Here is an 18,007-nt window from a genome sequence, read left to right on the forward strand (position 1 = left end):
AGAATGTTTTTAAATAGTAACTTTTCCTTCTTTTAAAGATTCAGAAAAAAATAAAGAAACTTATTGATAAACTCGTATCTTTGCAGGTATGATACAACAACGCGTTACAAAATATATAGAAAAGGAACATCTGTTCTCTCCGAATCACAAAATTCTGATCGCATTGAGTGGTGGTGCCGACTCGGTAGCATTACTATATATACTGCATACAGCAGGTTATCACTGTGAAGCAGCACATTGTAATTTCCACCTGCGGGGCGAAGAGTCAGACCGCGATGAATGGTTTGTCCGCCAACTTTGCGAGAAAATGAAAATCAGCCTGCATACCATTGATTTTAATACGACCCAATATGCAACGGAGAAGCATATTTCGATTGAAATGGCTGCTCGGGAACTCCGCTACCGTTGGTTCGAGAAAAAAAGAAAAGAATGCCAGGCAGATGTTATCGCTGTGGCCCATCATCAGGATGATAGTATAGAAACCATATTGCTCAACCTGATTCGGGGAACAGGAATCACCGGTTTATTAGGAATCCGCCCCCGTAATGGAAACATCGTACGCCCTCTGCTTTGTATCAACCGGGAAGAAATAATTCACTACCTGCAAAACATTGGACAAGATTACGTAACGGACAGCACTAATTTGGAAGACGAATATACCCGTAATAAAATCCGGCTCAATCTCCTTCCTCTCATGCAGGAAATCAATCCGTCAGTCAAGAACAACCTGATAGATACAAGTAATTATTTGAATGATGTGGCCACCATATATAATAAATGTATAGAGGAAACTAAAAAGAAAGTCGTTACGGAAGAAGGTATCCGAATCAGTGATTTGGCAAAAGAGCCGGCACCTGAATCTATCTTATTTGAGATCCTACATCCTCTAGGTTTCAATTCCGCACAAATCAAAGATATCACCCATTCGCTTCACGGCCAATCAGGCAAACAGTTCTGCAGCAAAGAGTGGAGAGTAATAAAAGATAGAGAATTTTTATTAATAGAAACCATTGAACCTGAAAATGAAACTCTTCCTCCCTTCCAAATCATCAAAGAAGAAAGAGTATACACTCCGGATTTTCTCATTCCACGTGAAAAAGAGATTGCCTGTTTTGATGCCGACAAACTAAATGAAGAAATTTATTACCGGAAATGGAAACCGGGAGATACTTTTATCCCTTTTGGAATGAAAGGAAAGAAAAGAATAAGCGATTATCTGACTGACCATAAATTTTCTATCAGCCAAAAAAAACGACAATGGGTACTCTGCTGCGGAGAACGCATTGCATGGCTAATAGGCGAACGAACAGACAACCGCTTTCGTATCGATGAAACGACCCAGCGCATCGTGATCTACAAAATAGTCTGAGGCAACTTCTGTTTCTTGAAGCAATCTGACAACAAAGCTGCGAAAGGGGTGTCATATACCCTTGCCTTGTTAACACAAGCTTTCACACAAGCACAACATTTGATACATTTAGCTTCATCCGTATGCAACTCGTCCCCTTGCATGATAGCCCCTGCCGGACAACGAACCACACACAACCCGCAATGGGTACACAAATTCTCATATTCCACCCAAGGAGTACGGGGAAGCGATGTCCCACTTTTACGCAATTTAATAACTTTCCTCAAAAAACGGAATAAAGGAAAGAATGGTTGACTCGGACGTTTGATGGCACGTACATCCACCGGATAAAGAGCATCCAGATCACCAGCTGTCTGTAGCTTTTCCATAATTTTCTTCCCAAACTCCACTGCAAAGGCTACATCCGATTCATCAGGACGTCCCGCTGCAATCGGGTGTTTATCGGTGCTATATGAATGTTCTCCGATAAAAGTGCCCCCGGCAATCACTTTAAATCCGTGAGGAATAGCAAAAGCATCCAGTTCCATTAAAGCTTTCTCATAAGCGCGATTTCCGTAAACCACCACCAAAACGGCAGGGGTATCCACTCCCCGTATGTGCTGTAAACGTTCCATTGCCAGCGGAGCAACATGTCCTCCATACACAGGCACTACAATAATAGCCAGAGAAGATGTAGGAATCACAATCTCATCCGCAATCTGCTGCGTTACATTGATAGGAAAAACTTTTTTTATACCTGTTCCGTGAACAATCGCCTCCGCAACTTGTTTAGATGTATGTGTAGGCGAAAAATAAATTAAATGAGCTTCATTTACTGTCATACCATTTTCTTTTATGTAACAAAGATACACTTTTACATGGAAAAAAACGTTTGATTATTCATGAAACCAAAAAAAATTATTATCTTTGCCCCGTTGAAACATTCTACGATTCAACATATACATCCCTAATTCAGAGTAAAAGAAAAAATGTATGTCCGCATATCTATAGTCATAAACTGTAGTATTGCTGTCCATAATTCAGCAAAAAATAAATATTAATAACTTACCATACTATATGTATAACATTATCCAATTAAACGACAAAAATCTGTCGGAACTTCAAGTTATTGCCAAAGAGTTAGGCATAAAAAAAGCAGACTCATACAAAAAAGAAGACCTTGTTTACAAAATACTCGATGAACAAGCCATTGTAGGAGCCACAAAGAAAGTTGCCGCAGATAAACTCAAAGAAGAACGCAAAAATGAAGAACAAAAGAAAAAGCGTTCACGGGTAGCTTCTACTCCCAAAGAGGACAAGATGGTTTCCGCAACAAAGAATGGAGAGACCGGCAAGACAAAAGAGGCCGCTCCTGCAAAAGCACAACAGCCCCCCAAAAAAGAAGAAAGTACAAACAAAGAAAAAGAAACTGTTGTTGCAGAAGCTAAAGTTGAAAACACTCCTGCTCCTAAGCGTAAAGTAGGTCGCCCGCGTAAGAACCCTGAAGCAGAAGAGAAAAAGGAAGTGGAAAATACCAAACCGGCAGTACCCAAGGCAGTGGAAGCCAAACCTGTTATTGCAAAGAAAGCTACCGAAACTACGAAAGAAGCTGCTCCGACTCAACAGCAAACAGTCGAAAAGAAAGCAAAAAACAAACCGGCTGAAGAAACGAATAAACCGACTGCAGAATCCGGCAAACCTGTTGTAGAGAAAAAAACAATAGATAAACCACAAAAGAAAGCTGCACCCGTTATCGACGAAGAAAGCAATATCTTATCCAACATTGACGACGACGATTTCATTCCAATCGAAGATCTGCCTTCTGAAAAAATAGAACTTCCTACCGAGCTATTCGGAAAATTCGAAGCAACCAAAGCAGAACCCGTACAGACAGCACCCGAACAATCATCTCATCCGCAACAACAGCCCCAACAGCAGCAGTCGCTGCAGCAACGTCCGCGTATTGTTCGCCCACGCGACAATAACAATAACAACAATTTCCAGCGTAACAACAATAACCAGAACCAGGCTCAAAACCAAAATCAGAACCAACAACGTTTATCGATGCCACGTGCTACTCAGCAAAACAACACGGGTGAGAATTTTCCGGTACAACAACCGCAGGAACGCAAAGTTATTGAGCGCGAAAAGCCTTATGAATTCGATGATATCCTCAACGGAGTAGGAGTTTTGGAAATTATGCAGGATGGATATGGATTCCTCCGTTCTTCCGACTATAATTACCTTTCTTCTCCAGATGATATTTATGTATCACAGTCTCAAATCAAACTATTCGGCCTGAAAACCGGTGACGTAGTAGAAGGAGTTATCCGTCCGCCCAAAGAAGGAGAAAAATATTTCCCACTGGTCAAAGTTTCAAAGATCAACGGACGCGACGCTGCTTTCGTTCGCGACCGTGTTCCTTTCGAACATCTGACACCACTCTTCCCGGATGAAAAGTTCAAACTTTGCAAAGGCGGTTATTCAGACTCCATGTCTGCCCGTGTTGTCGATCTTTTCGCCCCTATCGGCAAAGGCCAACGTGCTTTGATCGTTGCCCAGCCCAAAACAGGTAAAACGATCTTGATGAAAGATATTGCTAACGCTATTGCAGCCAATCACCCGGAAGTTTATATGATTATGTTGTTGATTGACGAACGTCCGGAAGAGGTAACCGATATGGCGCGCAGCGTTAATGCAGAAGTAATCGCTTCTACTTTCGACGAACCGGCAGAACGCCACGTAAAAATTGCAGGAATCGTATTAGAAAAGGCAAAACGTCTGGTAGAATGTGGACACGACGTAGTCATCTTCCTTGATTCTATCACTCGTCTGGCTCGTGCTTACAATACGGTATCTCCCGCATCCGGTAAGGTTCTTTCCGGTGGTGTGGATGCAAATGCGCTTCATAAACCGAAACGTTTCTTCGGTGCTGCCCGTAATATTGAAAACGGTGGTTCACTGACCATTATTGCTACCGCATTGATTGATACCGGTTCTAAAATGGACGAAGTTATCTTCGAAGAATTCAAGGGAACAGGTAATATGGAATTACAGCTCGACCGCAACCTGTCCAACAAACGTATCTTCCCGGCAGTCAACATTACCGCATCCAGCACTCGTCGCGATGATCTGCTGCTTGATAGAACAACTCTTGACCGTATGTGGATATTACGCAAATATCTTGCAGACATGAATCCGATCGAAGCAATGGACTTCGTTAAAGACCGTTTGGAAAAAACCAAAGACAACGACGAATTCCTGATGAGCATGAACAGCTAATCACAGTAAACCGTAAAAGAAAACGGTGGATGAAGTGCACTTGGTCTACTTTGTCCACCGTTTTCTTTTACGGTTTTTGCTTTCAAATCAAATTACTTAATTCCAACCAGTAATGAGGACTCTTTATCCATTCATGGGATTAGAGGGGGTGTCAAAATCCCTTTTGAAGAAATTACCCCTGCTATAGCTATCTGTGGCAGGGGTAAATCTTTAATTTAGGCATTATGCCACACCCTCTCAAGAAAAGCAAAATTCCCTGATTATCCAGTGCAACCATTTGATGCGACGAAGAAAATAAATACTATCTTTGCAAAGTGTAAACTTAAACACTTGATTATGTACACCAACAAACAAATTTGGAGTGTCAGTTATCCGATACTACTAAGCTTGCTGGCACAAAATGTCATCAATGTCACCGACACAGCATTCCTCGGACACGTAAGCGAGGTAGCCCTTGGAGCATCGGCTATGGGCGGGTTATTCTATATATGCGTATTCACTATCGCATTCGGATTCAGTACCGGTTCGCAGATAGTCATAGCACGACGTAACGGTGAAGGACGCTATTCGGATGTTGGTCCTGTCATGATTCAAGGAGTCATGTTCTTATTCGTAATGGCACTGCTGCTATTCGGGTTCACCAAAGCATTCGGTGAGAACATCATGCGTTCGCTGGTCTCCTCTGAATCCATTTATAAAGAAACGATGGAGTTTCTGGACTGGCGTATTTACGGATTCTTTTTCTCTTTCGTCAATGTCATGTTCCGAGCATTGTATATCGGCATTACACGTACTAAAGTATTAACCGTCAATGCCATTGTCATGGCATTAACCAATGTCATACTGGACTATGCATTAATTTTCGGAGAGTTCGGTTTACCGGAAATGGGTATCAAAGGAGCGGCTATTGCCTCCGTACTGGCAGAAGCCTCCTCCATCCTCTTTTTCATCATTTACACATACCTCACCGTCGATTTAAAGAAATACGGTCTGAACCGCCTGCGCACATTCAACCCGGCATTGCTGATGCGGATACTTAGCATCTCCTGTTTCACGATGATGCAATATTTCCTGTCAATGGCTACCTGGTTCGTATTCTTCGTAGCCGTAGAACGGTTGGGACAACGAGAATTGGCAATTGCCAATATCGTCCGGAGTATTTACGTCGTACTATTGATTCCGGTCAACTCACTAGCCACCACCACCAACAGCCTGGTCAGCAATGCCATAGGCTCAGGAGGCATCCAGCACGTGATACCACTCATCAACAAAATCGCCCGGTTCTCCTTTTTCATTATGCTGGGATTAGTAGTGATATCAGCACTGTTTCCGCAGTACCTGCTCTCCGTCTACACCAGTGAAGCAGCACTCATTACAGAGTCTGTACCCTCGGTGTACGTTATTTGTTGCGCCATGCTCATCGCATCCGTAGCCAACGTGGTATTCAACGGCATCTCCGGAACAGGAAATACGCAAGCAGCCCTGTTACTCGAAACAATTACAATCATCATTTACGGATCCTACATTGTTTTCATCGGAATGTGGCTGAAAGCACCAATCGAGTTCTGTTTTACAATTGAGATTGTGTATTACAGCTTACTGTTGATCACAAGTTATATTTATCTCAAAAAAGCAAAATGGCAGAATAAAAAAGTATAAATACAAGAGATTTTTGTACATTTGCAACCTCAGATAAAGAGCAGACGGAAAAGTCACTCTTTCACCCAAGTAAATTGTAATTAGTAATTCGTAATTAAATAACTATGTTCGATAATTTAAGTGAAAGACTAGAACGGTCATTCAAAATTCTGAAAGGTGAAGGCAAAATCACCGAAATCAACGTGGCAGAGACGCTGAAAGATGTACGTAAAGCACTTCTCGATGCCGATGTAAACTACAAAGTTGCAAAGAATTTCACAGATACGGTAAAAGAAAAAGCGATTGGTCAGAACGTTCTTACAGCAGTGAAGCCAAGCCAGTTGATGGTGAAGATCGTGCATGATGAGCTTACGCAGTTGATGGGTGGAGAGACAGCCGAAATCAACATCGATGCCCGTCCGGCAGTTATCCTGATGTCAGGTTTGCAAGGTTCGGGTAAGACCACCTTCTCCGGTAAACTGGCACGGATGCTGAAAACCAAGAAGAACCGTAAACCATTATTGGTGGCTTGTGATGTTTACCGTCCGGCAGCTATCGAACAGTTGCGTGTATTGGCAGAACAGATTGAAGTACCGATGTACTGCGAGCTGGACAGCAAGAACCCGGTAGAAATTGCACAACACGCCATTCAGGAAGCCAAAGCCAAAGGATACGACCTCGTTATCGTCGATACAGCAGGACGTCTGGCAGTAGATGAGCAGATGATGAACGAAATCGCTGCGATCAAAAAAGCAATCAATCCGGACGAAATCTTGTTCGTAGTAGATTCCATGACTGGTCAGGACGCTGTAAACACAGCAAAAGAATTCAACGAACGTCTGGACTTCAACGGTGTGGTATTGACCAAACTCGATGGTGATACCCGCGGTGGTGCGGCTCTTTCTATCCGTTCGGTAGTAAACAAACCGATTAAGTTCGTAGGTACAGGCGAAAAGCTGGAAGCAATCGACCAGTTCCACCCTGCTCGTATGGCCGACCGTATCCTCGGTATGGGCGACATCGTTTCATTGGTGGAGCGTGCTCAGGAACAGTACGACGAAGAAGAAGCCAAACGCTTACAGAAGAAAATAGCCAAGAACCAATTCGACTTCAACGACTTCCTTAGCCAAATTGCACAAATCAAGAAGATGGGTAATTTGAAAGACCTCGCTTCCATGATTCCGGGAGTAGGAAAAGCAATCAAAGATATTGATATTGACGACAATGCTTTCAAAAGTATCGAAGCCATCATCTATTCCATGACTCCGGCAGAACGTTCCAACCCGGAGATTCTGAATGGCTCACGCCGTACGCGTATCGCCAAAGGTAGCGGAACGACTATTCAGGAAGTAAACCGCCTATTGAAACAGTTCGACCAAACACGCAAAATGATGAAAATGGTGACTAGCGGTAAGATGGGTAAGATGATGCCCAAGATGAAAAGATAAGAAGAAAGATCACCCATAAATACTCTAAAGATATGACTCTGATAGATGGAAAAGCCATTTCCGAACAAGTAAAACAAGAGATTGCAGCTGAAGTAGCCGAAATGGTGGCTCGTGGCGGTAAACGCCCCCACTTGGCTGCTATTCTGGTAGGACACGATGGTGGTAGCGAAACATATGTAGCAGCCAAAGTAAAAGCCTGTGAAGTATGTGGATTCAAGTCTTCCCTGATCCGTTATGAAAGTGATGTAACCGAAGAAGAACTGCTTGCCAAAGTACGTGAACTGAATGAAGACGCTGACGTGGACGGCTTTATCGTACAGCTTCCCTTACCTAAACATATATCCGAGCAAAAAGTAATCGAAACAATTGATTACCGTAAAGACGTAGACGGTTTCCACCCGATTAACGTAGGCCGTATGTCCATCGGACTTCCGTGTTACGTATCTGCTACCCCCAACGGTATCCTCGAATTATTGAAACGTTACCATATAGAAACTTCCGGAAAAAAATGCGTTGTACTCGGCCGTAGCAATATCGTCGGCAAACCGATGGCTGCCCTGATGATGCAGAAAGCCTATCCGGGCGATGCCACAGTAACCGTATGCCACAGCCGTAGCAGAGATCTGGTAAAAGAATGTCAGGAAGCTGATATTATTATTGCTGCTTTGGGACAACCAAACTTTGTAAAAGCTGAGATGGTGAAGGAAGGTGCGGTAATTATTGACGTAGGTACTACCCGTGTGCCGGATGCAACCAAGAAATCAGGCTTTAAACTGACCGGTGACGTGAAGTTTGACGAAGTTGCCCCCAAATGCTCATTCATCACTCCCGTACCGGGCGGTGTTGGACCAATGACGATTGTATCGTTAATGAAAAATACACTCTTAGCCGGTAAGAAAGCCATTTACCAATGAGGTATCCCCTATTTCTGATGATTTTACTTCTCTCTTTGTCCTGTATCTCCCGGTCGCAGGCAAAGAGAGATTCCATCACCGATACCTTATCGGACAGCCTTTCCGCAACCAACAGTATCCTCCCTTCCGACACTCTGCGACTTCTTTTCGTAGGTGACCTCATGCAACATCAAGGACAAATCAACGCTGCACGAACCGCAACCGGTTATGATTATTCCACCTATTTTACATACGTCAAAGAAGAAATAAGAAGAGCCGATCTCGCTATCGCCAATCTGGAAGTGACATTAGGGGGCAAACCTTACAAAGGTTATCCGGCTTTCAGTGCACCGGACGAGTTTCTAACCGCAATTCACGATGCAGGTTTCAATGTTTTAGTAACTGCCAATAACCATAGCCTCGACCGCGGCAAACGCGGTTTGGAACGTACCATTCAACAAATCGACTCTTTGAACATTCCACACGCAGGCACGTATATCAATGCCGAAGCACGCGAAAAGAAATATCCTCTTTTATTAGAAAAGAATGGATTCCGCATCGTCCTGCTCAACTATACGTATGGAACAAACGGCATCCCTGTTACTCCTCCCAATATCGTGAACTATATCGATACAGCCCTTATCATCAAAGACATTGAAGAGAGTAAAGCAATGAAGCCGGATGCCATCATATCTTATATGCATTGGGGACTCGAATACCAGTCTCTTCCGGACAAAGAACAAAAATTCCTCGCTGACTGGCTGATTAAAAAAGGAGTAAACCATGTCATCGGATCCCATCCTCACGTAATTCAACCCATTGAAGTTCGCACAGACAGCCTGACGAATGATAAACATCTCGTAGTATATTCGCTGGGAAATTATATTTCCAACATGTCCGCCCGCCGCACTGACGGAGGACTGATGGTAAGAATGGAATTAGTAAAAGACAGCACCGTCCGCCTCAATCATTGTGAGTATAGCTTAGTATGGACCGCTCGCCCCATTCAATCAAGAAAGAAAAATCATCAATTACTCCCTGTCAATTTCCCGATTGATTCCATTCCTTTACAAGCACGTAACTCTCTGAAAATCTTTGCAAATGATGCACGAACCTTTTTCAGCAAGCACAATCGGGGAATCAAAGAATATACTTTTTTCCAATATTGTCCTAAATAAATTGGGAGAACAAATAAAAAGGAAGTAGAACTAAGGTAAAATGACTACCTTAGTAGCGAGCCACCAACTCATCTACTTCCTATGGCAAATATAACACTTTTCGCACAGGTAATATCACATCTCCCGAAAGAAAATATCAGGAAAATCATAAAATCTTCGGGGTCAGACAAGCATTGTAAGGGCTACAATACATGGAGTCAGTTTGTTAGCATGATTTTCAGCCAATTCTCAGGATGTGATTCAGTCAGAGATATCTCAAACGGGCTGAAATCAGCCACCGGCAACCTCAATCATTTGGGAATCAACCGTGCACCATCCAAGTCAACGGTAGCATATCAGAACGCCAACCGAGACAGTTCGGTTTTTCGCGGCATATTCTACTCGTTGTTTCAGTATTTCGGACAGCAAGCCCTATGGCAACGAAGAAAGTTCCGTTTCAAGATGCCGATAAAACTGCTCGACTCCACATTGGTGTCATTGACTCTGTCAATATATGACTGGGCACATTACACTACCACCAAGGGGGCGGTCAAGATGCACACGCTATTGGACTATGACAGTCTTTTGCCGGAGTTCGTGAATATCACCGATGGCAAAACCACCGACAACAAAGCTGCTTTTGATATTGAGTTACATCCGTATAGTATTGTAGTAGCCGACCGAGGCTACTGTGACTACTCATTGCTGAATAATTGGGACAGCAGCAACGTGTTCTTTGTAGTGCGTCATAAAGACAATATCCGGTACAAAGCCATAGAGGAGTTGCCTTTGCCTGAAAAACACGCTCAGAATGTACTTATTGACGAAATAATCGAGTTCGAACTCTCGGCGGCCAAATCCAAATATCCCAAACGTTTACGTCGCATCGCAGTATGGAACGATGAACACGGTTTTGAAATTGAGTTACTCACAAACAACTTCACATTGGCAGCATCAAGCATAGCGGCTCTGTACAAGGCTCGGTGGAACATAGAAATCTTCTTTCGCAACCTCAAGCAACTGCTACGCATCAAGAGCTTTATCGGCACATCCCGCAATGCCGTAGAGACCCAAATATGGACTGCTATGACTACAATGCTGATTCTGACATGGCTAAAGCACATCGCAAGATACAAATGGGCATTGGCTAACCTTGTGGTCACCCTCCGGCTGAACACATTTACCAAAATCGACCTCCAAAAATGGCTTGATCAACCATTTACACCACCTCCCGAAACCATCGAAAACGATTAGGGGGGATTGATTTTGAACTCTCGAGGCTATACTTAACAGTATAGTCAGTTAGCTCATGCTCAAAATTTATTTAGGACAATATTGACTTTTTTCAAAAAAAAGATAGCAGAATCTTTTGGAGATTAGAAGATAATATCTATCTTTGCACCGCGTTAGAGAAACGCAGACATGGTGGATGTAGTTCAGTTGGTTAGAGCGTCAGATTGTGGTTCTGAATGTCGTGGGTTCGAGTCCCATCTTCCACCCCTCAAAAAGAAACCCTTGTAAGTCAACACTTATGAGGGTTTCCTGTTTATAAGAAGTATAGGCTCAGTTGAGATTCGGGTTCAATTTGAAGTATCTCTCTGGAAAGTAATTAGTATAATTCCAGCCCGAACTCATCTCTCAGCTGCATCAATGCCTGATTCTTTTGAGCCATCATCTGGAATTTCTCGACACGCCCCACAGGACGTACTGTTTCTGTCGCCTCACTTACCCGCACTGTCATCACCACTTTGCTGTTCTTCAGTCTACCGCGAAGGTAATCCTGCAATTCGGGAATCAAAGCCGTAAAATCCTTTGCAGCAAACTCATTATCAACCCGCACTTCAAAAGTCGTCGAGTTGTTAAGCAACGTCGGATGGATCATCTGCATACGTTTTGCAAGAGCATCCCGTTCTTTCGGCAACCGACCGGCATACTCCTGCCAATAATAGTTCAAATCCCGGTCATTGAACATAAAATCCTCTTCCAGTTGTTCTACCTTAGGAACATTCGTTATAGCTGTATTCTGCGTTACCGGATCATGTTGCGGATGCTTGATAGATACCCCCAAGCTCGACATCTTCACCACGGGAATTTTCCGTTCCTCCCTGACAGCCTGAACAACTTCCGCTCCTTTTGGCGGAACAGCTGAAGCCACACCGGGAGAAGCCGATGCTCCCGGTTGCACAGCCGCAGCAGCCTGCGGATACCGGGCAGTAGTGCCATTAGCAGCCTGTGTTGTAACAGAAGACGGAGACGAATGAACCGGAGCCTGCTGAGCCTGTGGTGCAGAAGATACCTGCGGCTGCTGTGCTGCGGCAGGGTGAGTGAATATAGGTTTTATAGTCTTCTTAGGGCTACGCCCACCACTCACGTCATCCCCCTCGGTGGTAAGCTGTGCAACCTGTATCAAGGTCAGTTCTACCAGCAAACGCTTATTTTTGCTGATGCGGTAATTCAAATCACACTCATTACAAAGCTTCATAGCCCGGTACAAGAAAGGCAGCGGACATTTCTGTGCCTGCTCCTGATAGCGTTGGCGTATGCTCGCTCCCACTTCCAACAAAGGCAATGTCACCGGATCTTTCCCGACCAACAGATCACGGAAATGAGACGATAATCCGGTAATAAAATGATTTCCGTCAAAGCCCTTATTCAATACATCATTGAAAAGCAATAATGCATCACTCACCTTATTTTCGAGGAAACAATCCGTCAGACGGAAATAATACTCATAATCAAGCACATTCAGATTATCAATCACACTCTTATAGGTGATCTTTCCTCCGGTGAAACTAACCACCTGATCGAAGATAGACAAAGCATCACGCATACCACCGTCCGCCTTCATGGCTATCACGTTCAGCGCTTCCGGTTCTGCAGTGATTCCTTCTTTCGAAGCGACATACGATAGATGATTCACCGTATCTTCCACACTTATCCGGTTAAAGTCGTAAATCTGGCAACGGGAAAGAATCGTAGGAAGAATCTTATGCTTCTCCGTTGTAGCCAGAATAAAGATTGCATGTCGGGGAGGCTCCTCCAGCGTTTTCAGGAACGCATTGAAAGCAGATGCCGAGAGCATGTGCACCTCATCGATGATATATACCTTATACTTACCAACCTGTGGCGGAATACGCACTTGTTCCACCAACTGACGAATGTCATCCACCGAGTTATTGGAAGCAGCATCGAGCTCATGAATATTGTATGAGCGCTGTTCGTTAAAAGCTACACATGACTCACACTGATTGCAAGCCTCTCCGTCAGCGGTTGGTGTCATACAATTAATGGTTTTGGCAAAGATACGCGCGCAAGTCGTCTTCCCTACCCCGCGCGGTCCGCAAAACAAATAAGCATGAGCCAGTTTCTGGGTAGCAATTGCATTTTTCAGCGTGGTAGTCAATGCCCGCTGTCCTACCACCGATTCGAACGTGGACGGACGATATTTACGGGCTGAAACAATATAGTTTTCCATATCCGGGATTCTCTCTGTTTTTTGAAATTTCACTTACTTTGCAAAAACAGTGCCAATGAGCGCAGCGTCAAGCTCGCTTGAGCCATGCCGAATGAAGCCTGTTTTCGCTTGTTCTGCAAATGTACACAAAAAAGTGATAAGTAATAAGGGAACAAGAAAGAAGTTTTGAAGCCAAAGCGATAAGTTTTTAAGTTATTAGTTTTATCTTTGCGGATATTAAAAAGAGAATTTATGGGTAAACTAATCACTATCTGGAGTTTTATATGCAGACGCAAGTATCTCATTACAGTCGTCACATTTGCTGTTATCATAGGCTTTCTGGACGAGAACAGCCTGATTCGCCGTTTCGGATACGAGCGGGAAATCAGCCAGTTAAAAGAAGAGATAGAAAAGTACCGGGCAGATTATGAAGAGAACACCCAACGTCTCAACGAAATAAGTACGAATCCGGACGCTATCGAACAGATTGCCCGTGAAAAGTATCTGATGAAGAAACCCAACGAAGATATTTACGTTTTTGAAGATTAAAGAATGAAACAATTAGTACCTGCCCTTTTTGTTGTAGGCGCCATAATGACTCTCACCGGAGCAGCAGTATTTATCACCGGATGGATATACGCTCCTTACATATACACTACCGGAGCCGGCTTTATTGCATTGGCACAAGTGAATACGCCCCTCAGAGGAAAAAGCAAAACATTGAAACGTCTGCGTATTCAGCAGATATTCGGTGCAGTGGCACTGATCCTGACGGGTGCCTTTATGTTTACCACCCGAGGTAATGAATGGATTGCCTGTCTCACGATTGCTGCCATCCTCGAACTTTACACAGCTTTCCGTATTCCACAGGAAGAAGCAAAAGAAAGGTCATAAGAAAGCCCCTTCAAAGCTTCCCGGTCTTGAACGGGCAGAGTTTTTCGATTCAACGGAGGATGTATCATAATGCCTAAATTAAAGAATTACCGTGCCCATACCTCGCTTAGACTAAAAGAATACATTTAAGGATATACATAATGCCTAAATATAAAAATTTACCCCTGCCACAGATAGCCATCTATAGCAGGGGTAATTTCCTTCCAAAGGGAATCTTAACATCCCCTCTTTACTATCATTTATTTCTTCACAGGTGAATACCTTGCATTCAACCCATCGACAATCTCTTCTGTAATATTGAAAGCACTGTCAGCATAAAGCAGGTTATCGAGACCTGTGTTGCTGAAGATCAGGCTATATCCGTGAGTCTTATTATATTCTTTCAGGAAAGCATTGATAGAATCGCGGAACTGCAAGCTATTCTTGTTGTTCTCTTCCAGCAAACCATTCTGGAGTTTAGTGTTCAACTCTTGCAAATCTTGTTCCAGCTTCAACAGACGGTTATATTCTTGCTGCGCTCTATCTTGTGACAGGAAAGCATTGTTTTCAACTTTCTTCTGGAACTCCTGTCTTTCTTTGTCCAAAGCGGCAGCCTTCTGATTCAATGTCAGACGAACATTTTCGCTCTTCTTTACCATCGCCTCATTCAAGTCTATACAGAAATTGTATTTGGCAAGCAACGTATCTATTTCAACATAGGCAATTTTCATTCCTGACAGTCCGACATTAGCCTGAATCGGAGTACTTGTGGTTTGATTGTCAGTTTTGCCGGCACATTGTGAAAATAAAACGATAAACGCAAGAGCAGCCAAACCGTTCATGAGGTAGTTCATTCTATTCATAATTAATAAGTATTGTTTTTAATAAATTTAGTTCATACTATCGTTCAAGGCTTTTTCCAACTCATCAATAGAAAAATGCGGTTTCCTTTGAGCTTCGCGATCCTGCGACTGTACGCATCCGATTCCTTTCTGACGCAACGCCCTATTCCCGCTTACATGACCATTGGGGAATTTCCCACCCTTCGTAAAGAATACCTTCACCCCTAATAATATCAGGGAAATAGCAACTATTAACAAAGTTATCAGTATAGTCTCAACCATTTCTATTAATTTTGTGAGTGCAAAGATAGGCTTTAATGAGATATGAGTTCAGATAAGTCAATCAAATTAACCATATTTAGCAATAGAAGAAGCGAAAACAGCCCTTCTATTCCTATTTTAAAATAAAAACAGCATGGAAAAAAAAGATTTAAAGCCGGCTGGCGTATTCAAGTATTTCGAGGAAATCTGCCAAGTGCCGCGCCCTTCGAAGAAGGAAGAGAAAATGATTGCCTACCTGAAGGCATTCGGAGCAGAGCATCATCTGGAGACCAAGGTGGACGAAGCGGGCAACGTATTGATTAAAAAGCCAGCTACTCCGGGAAAAGAGCATCTTCAAACCGTTGTTCTGCAATCGCATATAGACATGGTGTGCGAGAAGAATAACGACGTTCAACACAACTTCCTCACCGATCCCATAGAAACAGAAATTGACGGTGAATGGCTGAAAGCCAAAGGCACTACCCTCGGAGCCGACAACGGTATCGGCGTAGCTACCGAGCTGGCCATTCTGGCAGACGACAGTATCGAGCATGGTCCGCTGGAATGTCTGTTTACCGTAGATGAAGAGACCGGACTTACCGGAGCTTTCGCCTTGCAAAAAGGCTTTATGAGCGGTGATATCCTCCTGAACCTCGATTCGGAAGATGAAGGAGAAATATTTATCGGATGTGCCGGAGGTATCGACTCCGTTGCAGAATTTAGTTATAAAGAAGTGGAAGTTCCCGCCGGATATTTCTTCTTCAAGTTAGAAGTGAAAGGTCTGAAAGGCGGTCACTCCGGTGGTGACATTCATTTGGGACGCGGCAATGCCAACAAAATACTGAACCGCTTCCTTTCCCGCATGGCTGCCAAACACGATCTGTACCTTTGTGAAATCAACGGAGGTAACCTGCGCAACGCTATTCCCCGCGAGGCATACGCCATCTGTGCAGTTCCCGAAGATGCCAAACACGATGTCCGCACAGAGCTGAATATCTTCACCAGCGAAGTGGAAAATGAATTATCCGTTATAGAGCCCGATTTAAAACTGGTTCTCGAATCGGAGACCCCGCGCAAAGCAGCCATCGATCAGGATACGACCGCCCGTTTGCTAAAAGCGCTGTACGCAGTTCCCCACGGTGTATATGCCATGAGCCAGGATATTCCCGGACTGGTAGAGACTTCCACCAATCTGGCATCCGTCAAGATGAAACCCGGGCATATCATCCGCATTGAAACCAGCCAGCGGAGTTCCATACTATCCGCACGCAACGATATGGCGAACACCGTTCGTTCCGCATTCCAACTGGCAGGAGCCCATGTTACCTTCGGAGAAGGCTATCCCGGCTGGAAGCCGAATCCTCATTCGGCGATCCTCCAAGTGGCTGTCGAATCTTACAAACGCTTATTCGGTGTAGATGCCAAAGTAAAAGCCATCCATGCAGGACTGGAGTGCGGTCTGTTCCTTGACAAGTACCCGACGCTGGATATGATCTCTTTCGGACCGACACTTACCGGTGTTCATTCTCCCGACGAACGGATGCATATACCTACCGTAGAGAAGTTCTGGAAACATCTGTTGGATATCTTGGCACATGTACCAGCCAAGAAATAACAGACAGATCAAATATCACAAAGAAGAGTATGGCGACAGTCGGAAAAGCATCACTGCTGCCATGCTCTTTTTTACGATGATTTTAGTGGCTGTAAGTCTCTTCATTCCCTGCTGTGCCATTGCACAAGAGTGCCACGACCAACAAGCCCCCTATCAGGAAGAAAGCCTTCCTTTCCGCGTTGTCAGCTGGAACCTGGAAAACCTGTTTGATACGCACCATGACAGTTTGAAGAACGACCATGAGTTTCTTCCCGATGCGCTGCGTCATTGGAATTATAGCAGATATAAGAAAAAGCTGGCTGATGTGGCACGTGTAATCGCAGCCGTTGGCGAATGGACCCCTCCGGCACTTGTCGGATTGTGTGAAGTGGAAAATGATACGGTGCTCCGTGATCTTACCCTTCGTTCTCCTTTAAAAGAGCTTAAGTATCGTTATGTAATGACCGATTCCCCTGATTGGAGAGGAATCGATGTAGCCCTGCTTTACCAACGGGATTTATTCAAACTGTTATCCTCCCGTTCTATCTCCATTCCTCCGTTGGGAGCATACCGCCCGACCAGAGATTTGCTGCACGTCAGCGGGCTTCTGTTGACGGGAGACACACTGGATGTATTTGTCTGCCATCTCCCAAGCCGTTCGGGTGGAGTCAAAGAATCGGAACCCTATCGTTTATACGTGGCTCAGATCTTACGTACGGAAGTCGATCAGATTCTGCATACTCGTTCTCATCCGCAAGTGATCATGATGGGAGATTTCAACGATTACCCCACGAATCGGTCCATCCTGAAAATACTGGAAGCCGAAGCACCTCCCGTTATCACCCAAGAGCCAGCCTCCGCAACCGGCCCCACCGGCGCTTCCACAGTTGCCCCTTCCCCACTAAAACTATATCATCTGCTCGCCAGAAGAGCGAAGTCAACAAACTTCGGTTCTTACAAATATCGCGGTGAATGGGGATTGCTTGACCACCTGATCGTATCGGGCACTCTATTAAATCAATCGAGCCATTTCTTCACCAGTGAAGAGAGAGCGAATGTCTGCCTTCTCCCCTTTTTACTGAAAGACGATGAGAAATATGGGGATAAAGAACCTTTCCGCACTTACAAAGGAGGGAAATATCAGGGAGGGATCAGCGATCATCTCCCCGTTTATGCAGACTTCGAACTAACGTATCCCACGAATTGAAAAAACAATG

15 protein-coding genes and 1 tRNA gene are annotated in these 18,007 nt (G+C 44.2%); 12 read left to right on the forward strand and 4 right to left on the reverse strand.

Features of this window, described 5'->3' with window-relative positions; genetic code table 11:
• The first annotated feature begins 88 nt into the window (after positions 1-88).
• A complete protein-coding gene (tilS, locus tag AB9N12_RS01955) occupies positions 89-1,369 on the forward strand; it encodes a tRNA lysidine(34) synthetase TilS (protein ID WP_369889254.1) in 1,281 nt (426 codons plus the stop codon).
• Here tilS and AB9N12_RS01960 read toward each other — a convergent pair.
• Positions 1,354-2,190 (reverse strand): 4Fe-4S binding protein, encoded by an 837-nt coding sequence (locus AB9N12_RS01960; protein WP_369889255.1) that lies wholly within the window; start codon positions 2,188-2,190, stop codon positions 1,354-1,356. The two genes, tilS and AB9N12_RS01960, sit on opposite strands and share 16 nt — an antisense overlap.
• Before the next feature lie 235 nt (positions 2,191-2,425).
• On the opposite strand from AB9N12_RS01960, the gene rho reads away from it, so the two are divergent.
• From rho to AB9N12_RS01995, 7 genes are all read left to right on the forward strand, one after another.
• Positions 2,426-4,630 (forward strand): transcription termination factor Rho, encoded by a 2,205-nt coding sequence (gene rho / locus AB9N12_RS01965; RefSeq protein WP_369889256.1) that lies wholly within the window; start codon positions 2,426-2,428, stop codon positions 4,628-4,630.
• Positions 4,631-4,966: 336 nt separating this feature from the next.
• Positions 4,967-6,289, forward strand: coding sequence for an MATE family efflux transporter (locus tag AB9N12_RS01970; protein ID WP_369889257.1), 1,323 nt, complete (start codon positions 4,967-4,969; stop codon positions 6,287-6,289).
• A 104-nt stretch (positions 6,290-6,393) separates the two neighbouring features.
• Positions 6,394-7,716: a signal recognition particle protein gene (ffh, locus tag AB9N12_RS01975; RefSeq protein WP_369889258.1), complete on the forward strand. Its 1,323-nt coding sequence runs from the start codon at positions 6,394-6,396 to the stop codon at positions 7,714-7,716.
• A gap of 32 nt (positions 7,717-7,748) precedes the next feature.
• Positions 7,749-8,630 carry a bifunctional methylenetetrahydrofolate dehydrogenase/methenyltetrahydrofolate cyclohydrolase FolD gene (gene folD, locus AB9N12_RS01980; RefSeq protein ID WP_369889259.1) on the forward strand — a complete coding sequence of 294 codons (882 nt, stop codon included), beginning with the start codon at positions 7,749-7,751 and terminating at the stop codon, positions 8,628-8,630.
• Positions 8,627-9,787, forward strand: coding sequence for a CapA family protein (locus AB9N12_RS01985; RefSeq protein ID WP_369889260.1), 1,161 nt, complete (start codon positions 8,627-8,629; stop codon positions 9,785-9,787). The genes folD and AB9N12_RS01985 overlap by 4 nt, the downstream gene beginning before the upstream one ends.
• Positions 9,788-9,868: 81 nt before the next feature.
• Entirely contained in the window at positions 9,869-11,020 is a 1,152-nt protein-coding gene (locus tag AB9N12_RS01990; protein WP_369888970.1) for an IS4 family transposase, read from the forward strand.
• A 170-nt stretch (positions 11,021-11,190) separates the two neighbouring features.
• Positions 11,191-11,266 (forward strand) — tRNA-His (locus AB9N12_RS01995).
• 109 nt (positions 11,267-11,375) lie between these two features.
• On the opposite strand, the gene AB9N12_RS02000 is transcribed toward AB9N12_RS01995, so the two are convergent.
• Positions 11,376-13,241: a DNA polymerase III subunit gamma/tau gene (locus AB9N12_RS02000; protein WP_369889261.1), complete on the reverse strand. Its 1,866-nt coding sequence runs from the start codon at positions 13,239-13,241 to the stop codon at positions 11,376-11,378.
• Positions 13,242-13,472: 231 nt separating this feature from the next.
• Between AB9N12_RS02000 and AB9N12_RS02005 the strand changes: the two genes are divergently transcribed.
• Together AB9N12_RS02005 and AB9N12_RS02010 are read left to right on the forward strand one after the other, a co-directional pair.
• Entirely contained in the window at positions 13,473-13,769 is a 297-nt protein-coding gene (locus AB9N12_RS02005; RefSeq protein ID WP_369889262.1) for a septum formation initiator family protein, read from the forward strand.
• A gap of 3 nt (positions 13,770-13,772) precedes the next feature.
• Positions 13,773-14,114: a hypothetical protein gene (locus tag AB9N12_RS02010; protein ID WP_369889263.1), complete on the forward strand. Its 342-nt coding sequence runs from the start codon at positions 13,773-13,775 to the stop codon at positions 14,112-14,114.
• Positions 14,115-14,353: 239 nt separating this feature from the next.
• On the opposite strand, the gene AB9N12_RS02015 is transcribed toward AB9N12_RS02010, so the two are convergent.
• Positions 14,354-14,956 carry an OmpH family outer membrane protein gene (locus tag AB9N12_RS02015; RefSeq protein ID WP_369889264.1) on the reverse strand — a complete coding sequence of 201 codons (603 nt, stop codon included), beginning with the start codon at positions 14,954-14,956 and terminating at the stop codon, positions 14,354-14,356.
• A gap of 27 nt (positions 14,957-14,983) precedes the next feature.
• On the reverse strand, positions 14,984-15,217 hold the full coding sequence (locus AB9N12_RS02020; RefSeq protein WP_369889265.1) for a hypothetical protein: 234 nt from the start codon (positions 15,215-15,217) through the stop codon (positions 14,984-14,986).
• Positions 15,218-15,350: 133 nt separating this feature from the next.
• Between AB9N12_RS02020 and AB9N12_RS02025 the strand changes: the two genes are divergently transcribed.
• Both AB9N12_RS02025 and AB9N12_RS02030 read left to right on the forward strand, forming a co-directional pair.
• Positions 15,351-16,811, forward strand: a complete 1,461-nt coding sequence (locus tag AB9N12_RS02025; RefSeq protein WP_369889266.1) for an aminoacyl-histidine dipeptidase — start codon at positions 15,351-15,353, stop codon at positions 16,809-16,811.
• Positions 16,792-17,997 (forward strand): endonuclease/exonuclease/phosphatase family protein, encoded by a 1,206-nt coding sequence (locus AB9N12_RS02030; RefSeq protein WP_369889268.1) that lies wholly within the window; start codon positions 16,792-16,794, stop codon positions 17,995-17,997. Before AB9N12_RS02025 ends, AB9N12_RS02030 begins: the two co-directional genes overlap by 20 nt.
• The last annotated feature ends 10 nt before the right edge of the window (positions 17,998-18,007 follow it).

The organism is Bacteroides sp. AN502(2024) (assembly GCF_041227145.1).
Lineage (GTDB): Bacteria > Bacteroidota > Bacteroidia > Bacteroidales > Bacteroidaceae > Bacteroides.

Bases quoted from the DNA above. Each gene is read 5' to 3' on its own strand.
- tilS (WP_369889254.1), top strand. From the start codon at position 89: ATGATACAACAACGCGTTACAAAATATATAGAAAAGGAACATCTGTTC.
- AB9N12_RS01960 (WP_369889255.1), bottom strand. From the start codon at position 2,190: ATGACAGTAAATGAAGCTCATTTAATTTATTTTTCGCCTACACATACA.
- rho (WP_369889256.1), top strand. From the start codon at position 2,426: ATGTATAACATTATCCAATTAAACGACAAAAATCTGTCGGAACTTCAA.
- AB9N12_RS01970 (WP_369889257.1), top strand. From the start codon at position 4,967: ATGTACACCAACAAACAAATTTGGAGTGTCAGTTATCCGATACTACTA.
- ffh (WP_369889258.1), top strand. From the start codon at position 6,394: ATGTTCGATAATTTAAGTGAAAGACTAGAACGGTCATTCAAAATTCTG.
- folD (WP_369889259.1), top strand. From the start codon at position 7,749: ATGACTCTGATAGATGGAAAAGCCATTTCCGAACAAGTAAAACAAGAG.
- AB9N12_RS01985 (WP_369889260.1), top strand. From the start codon at position 8,627: ATGAGGTATCCCCTATTTCTGATGATTTTACTTCTCTCTTTGTCCTGT.
- AB9N12_RS01990 (WP_369888970.1), top strand. From the start codon at position 9,869: ATGGCAAATATAACACTTTTCGCACAGGTAATATCACATCTCCCGAAA.
- AB9N12_RS02000 (WP_369889261.1), bottom strand. From the start codon at position 13,241: ATGGAAAACTATATTGTTTCAGCCCGTAAATATCGTCCGTCCACGTTC.
- AB9N12_RS02005 (WP_369889262.1), top strand. From the start codon at position 13,473: ATGGGTAAACTAATCACTATCTGGAGTTTTATATGCAGACGCAAGTAT.
- AB9N12_RS02010 (WP_369889263.1), top strand. From the start codon at position 13,773: ATGAAACAATTAGTACCTGCCCTTTTTGTTGTAGGCGCCATAATGACT.
- AB9N12_RS02015 (WP_369889264.1), bottom strand. From the start codon at position 14,956: ATGAATAGAATGAACTACCTCATGAACGGTTTGGCTGCTCTTGCGTTT.
- AB9N12_RS02020 (WP_369889265.1), bottom strand. From the start codon at position 15,217: ATGGTTGAGACTATACTGATAACTTTGTTAATAGTTGCTATTTCCCTG.
- AB9N12_RS02025 (WP_369889266.1), top strand. From the start codon at position 15,351: ATGGAAAAAAAAGATTTAAAGCCGGCTGGCGTATTCAAGTATTTCGAG.
- AB9N12_RS02030 (WP_369889268.1), top strand. From the start codon at position 16,792: ATGTACCAGCCAAGAAATAACAGACAGATCAAATATCACAAAGAAGAG.